This is a genomic window from Azospirillum sp. TSH20 (assembly GCF_003115935.1).
In the GTDB taxonomy this organism is placed as follows: domain Bacteria; phylum Pseudomonadota; class Alphaproteobacteria; order Azospirillales; family Azospirillaceae; genus Azospirillum.
In genome coordinates, this window is sequence record NZ_LGQU01000158.1 from 1 (window position 1) to 3,937 (window position 3,937).

Annotated in this window: 5 protein-coding genes and 1 pseudogene; 3 read left to right on the top strand and 3 right to left on the bottom strand. The window is 60.0% G+C overall.

From position 1 onward, the window contains the following. From TSH20_RS32265 to TSH20_RS32275, 3 genes are all read right to left on the bottom strand, one after another. Positions 1 to 438 (bottom strand): hypothetical protein (locus tag TSH20_RS32265; RefSeq protein ID WP_199232451.1); only part of this gene is annotated, 438 nt, incomplete at its 3' end. A gap of 353 nt (positions 439 to 791) precedes the next feature. Beyond that, on the bottom strand, positions 792 to 1,433 hold the full coding sequence (locus TSH20_RS32270) for a hypothetical protein (protein ID WP_109157793.1): 642 nt from the start codon (positions 1,431 to 1,433) through the stop codon (positions 792 to 794). 285 nt (positions 1,434 to 1,718) lie between these two features. After that, positions 1,719 to 2,213 (bottom strand): MucR family transcriptional regulator, encoded by a 495-nt coding sequence (locus tag TSH20_RS32275; protein ID WP_282183595.1) that lies wholly within the window; start codon positions 2,211 to 2,213, stop codon positions 1,719 to 1,721. A gap of 489 nt (positions 2,214 to 2,702) precedes the next feature. Between TSH20_RS32275 and TSH20_RS35975 the strand changes: the two genes are divergently transcribed. The 3 genes and pseudogenes from TSH20_RS35975 to TSH20_RS32285 all read left to right on the top strand — a co-directional run bounded on the left by TSH20_RS35975 (position 2,703) and on the right by TSH20_RS32285 (position 3,814). After that, positions 2,703 to 2,915 carry a hypothetical protein gene (locus tag TSH20_RS35975; RefSeq protein WP_247871736.1) on the top strand — a complete coding sequence of 71 codons (213 nt, stop codon included), beginning with the start codon at positions 2,703 to 2,705 and terminating at the stop codon, positions 2,913 to 2,915. A 139-nt stretch (positions 2,916 to 3,054) separates the two neighbouring features. Further along, positions 3,055 to 3,217, top strand: a pseudogene (locus TSH20_RS35980) (IS5/IS1182 family transposase); the annotation flags it as partial. 237 nt (positions 3,218 to 3,454) lie between these two features. Beyond that, positions 3,455 to 3,814 carry a hypothetical protein gene (locus tag TSH20_RS32285; protein ID WP_146205496.1) on the top strand — a complete coding sequence of 120 codons (360 nt, stop codon included), beginning with the start codon at positions 3,455 to 3,457 and terminating at the stop codon, positions 3,812 to 3,814. Positions 3,815 to 3,937: the final 123 nt, after the last annotated feature.

Genomic DNA, 3,937 nt, shown 5'->3' on the forward strand with positions numbered 1-3,937 from the left:
GGCCAAGCTCTTGGCCAAGACCCTGCACAGCCAAGTCCTGTAAACAGGCGTCCCGCGGCACCCCGACCGGTGCGCCCGCGAGGGCGGCAGCGGATCAACTGCCGCCCCTGTGAGCTCCCGCAACTGCAGCGCGACGTCTGATACCAAGTCCTGCGGAGTACGACTCATGCAGGGATTCCCACTGAGCGGAAACAGATACTGCACTCCGTCATCAAGCACGGCTTGGTATAGGCGCTCCAGCCATTTTGCGCGGGTCTTGGGATCGGCCGGTGCCACAATAAGGATCGGAATCAGCACGCCGAGTGCTTTGTTGACAGCGCTACCCAAGGCGCCCGAGGAGGTATCGATCTGCTCGAAGGCGGGCCACAGCCGCTCGATAAGCGCGAGGGCGCCCTCCCCTGCCGCCAACGGATTAGACTTGCCGACGATCTTGATCACGGTCACCGCCTCCTTCAAGCGCGCAGCAGCAGTTTGAGACCCGCGCCATCCAAATGCGCGTGCTCGGAGCTTCGTCTTGAACGCCCATTTGTGGCCCCCAGTCATGTCCGCTCCAATTCTCGATGGTGATGAAGGTGTGATCTTGCCCTTCTCACTGCGGCGGCAATCTTCATAATCGCAACCCGACCCAGTACATTTTGAAGAGCCGTTCTTTGATGACCTCCAGCTCTTCCCCAGAGCGCGGTTGGGCAGTACAGCCCCTACCCTTCCCACTCTGAAGTGTGGTGCTCTTGTCGTCCACTGCAGGCAAGGTGCGGTCGTTTCCGGACGGCAGAATTGCTGACGGCACCCTTTCACGTCTCGCGGCTGTCTGGTGCAGCCAACAGAATACGTTGGGCAAGGTGGGTATCGGGATGGCTCAGCATTGCTGTAGCATTGCCGCTGTTCCAGCAGCGGAGCCCCTGTAGCTTCTGCACACAGGCCATTGCTGCCTCATGCGTCAGGAATTCGCGGGGGAGACGCTGCCCGGTCAACAGATGTGTAACCACCCAAACCGTTGCCTTATCTTCCGCAACACGTTGATCGATCCCGAAGGCGCCGCACACCTCACCGGAAAGCATGATGGTTATCGTACCCTCGCCGCCGGTGGGATCAGCGGCAACAGCCTCATAGGTCGCCGGCCTCCACTGGATGTTTCCAACAAGGTCAGCGTTGCGCCCAAGCGTCTCTGTTGCCTTGTTTTCCGTGCTTCCAGGAGAGGTCTGCTCGGTGCGTGCGGCCGGCCGAGAGCCCGGCGGAGCCGACTTGCGGCGGGTGTCGCGGTTGGACAATGACGCCTCTGAGGGCCACCGCACGATCGCCCGCACGGCTGACAGCGCATCCTCATTGCGCTGGAGTGGAAAGTACCGACGCAGTTCGGCCACAGCAGCCCACTCCCCCCCGGCTTCGAATGCCTGATGGATGGCAAACCGCTCCTCCTCACTCACGACAAACATTGCCTCTCCTTACCTCCTGGGGGCAGTGTCTGCCCCGACCCTGCTTCATTTTACACCGACTTTGGATAATCTGGGCATCATCATCATTTGGTCACTTGTTTCTGACAGGCTTGTGGGCATCTTGACGGCTCAAACCTGAGCACAACAGGCATGCCGTCTGTCTCAGCTTCTTCTGGTGCCGGCATACTACTATGGAGCGGCGACGACGGAGCGCCATCTGGTATCCGAAGCCAGTGCCCACCGTCGCCGCCATCCTGTTCCATCACGAGTCCAGCCTCTCGTGCGTCAAGCCGCGGACTTCTTTCGCCCCCTCTTGGCGGGCGTAGGCTGCGGAGCCGCTTCCACCGGGAGTTCATTGCGTTCACGGTTTCGTTGTATATTGCCCGCGCGGCCCAACCCGTGAGCCTTGGCTAGTTCTGAGCGCTGTGCGGCATAGTTGGGAGCGGTCATCGGATAGTCGCTCGGCAGGCCCCATTTGGCCCGATACTCATCAGGCGTCAGATCGTGTTCGCTCCCCAGGTGCCGCTTGAGCATCCGGTTGCGCTTACCGCATTCGAGGCAAGTGATCGCATCGGGAGCGACCGATCGGCGGATCGGCACCGCAGGTGCTTGTCTCTCCTCTTTGGCCTCCCTCTGCTGACCAGCTTGGCTCAAAGCGCTGTAGACAGATTGGATCAACTCAGGCAGGGCAGAGGCTGGGATCGTCTGCCTCCGCACGTAGGAAGCCGTGATTTTCGTAGTCAAGACGACGATTTCAAGCTGGTCCACATTTGCGCTCATCCAAGCACTCTCCATTGTCACGTAGAATTAGAAAGTGATAGTTCTATCTAACATGGATAATGTAAATAGCCAATAACGAAGATGCCATCTTTTGTATGGTGCCAAGGAGTTTCTTGCTGTCTGTTTACCGGCATCAGGCGATTGATGTTATTGCCGGTCAATCGCCGCTGACGCCCGAACAGGATGGAGACGAACGCGATCTGACCTCGACTTTGGACATTCACAGCCCGCTTCGAAAATCGCGCTGACGTGGTGATGGCCCAAGCTATCAGCTGTCGACAGGGAACATAATGCCGGAGGCCGCCGATGTGGGACGACCGAGGACCGCCGACCGGTTGGCGATTGCGGTGCTGGCACTGCGCTCAGCGATGACAAGTACCGCCTGATCGAGCCGCTGCTCCTACCGGCGAAGCCCGGCGGTCGTTCCCGCAGCACGGATATTCGCAGATTGCCGGATGCGCTGTTCTACGTTGTGCGGAGCGGCGGCCAATGGCGCCACCTTCCGCCGCAACCGGCTTTTCCACGCTGGCCGGCAGTCTACCGGTACTTACAGGCTTTCCTGAAGCCGGCATGTGGGAGACCCTGCGCGATCATCTGGTGCTGATGCTGCACGAACAGGAGGATCGGAATCCGGCGCCGTCGGCCTCCATCCTCGACACCCAAAGCGTCAAGGCAACGGAAAAGTTACCGTCCAGCCTCTGATGCGGAGTGGGGAAAGCGGGACCGCCATCGTTTCTCCAAACTTGCCGCCGAAGCGGGTCACAGGATCACCGCTTCCGTGTCTGCTCACCGGAATTTGGCATTCCGGTAAGCGATCGCCAACGTACCAGGGGATTCCCGAGGACTCGACGTGGGCAAGAAGGTGAAGGGCCGCAAGCGTTACATCGCGGCCGGTACCTCGGGCTTTCTGCTCGGCGACCTCGTCCACGCCGCCGACAGTGCCGGCGCGCTGCTGACGCGAATCAAGCGGCTCTACGGCTGGTTATGGCACCGTCTTCGCCGACAGAATCTACAATCGGACGCTGGTAATCCTCGCTTGTTTCCTGCTCTGGCTGACGCTGATCATCGTCAGGCGCATCGCCGGTGGCGGTTTCATCCTGGTTTCGCGCTGCTGGGGGGGCGAGCCCTCCGAAGCGACGTCGACCAACTGGAACTTATCACCTTTCATTCTTGTCTTCAGACCATCTGGCGCATACCCCAAAAGAGTGATAGAGTCATACCGGGATATGCGGAGGCGCTCCATGGTGTGGAAGCGTTGGGGTCTACAAGGCGCAACAGCCGCCTCAAGTGCTGCTCTCATTCTGGGCGTATCCACGCTGCTAAGTGTGGTGGCGGGATCGCGATCCGAACAGCAATTGGAGCAGGAGATTGGTCGCTCACTCTCCGAAGCGGCCTTTCAAATGTCTGAGAAGCTGGACACGGACATGTGGGCTCGCTCCAAGCAGGTCCGTGTGCTCGCAAAGATTGATGCAGTTCGTGATTGGACGACGGCGCAAAACGTGGTCGACGAACTCAAGGCGACGGATCCCACGCTTGCCTGGGTGGGCGTCACCGACGCCAAAGGAACCATCGTAGCGTCGAGCGGCTGCAGATTCCGATGAAGCCGGCCGGGTATTCCGATTTGAAGGCGGCCACCGTTCCGAACTGAAGCCGGCCAGCGTTCCGAAGGAAAGCGGCCGGGGTGGCGTATCCCCGCGAGGCGTTTTTCGTGTCGCATGAGCATG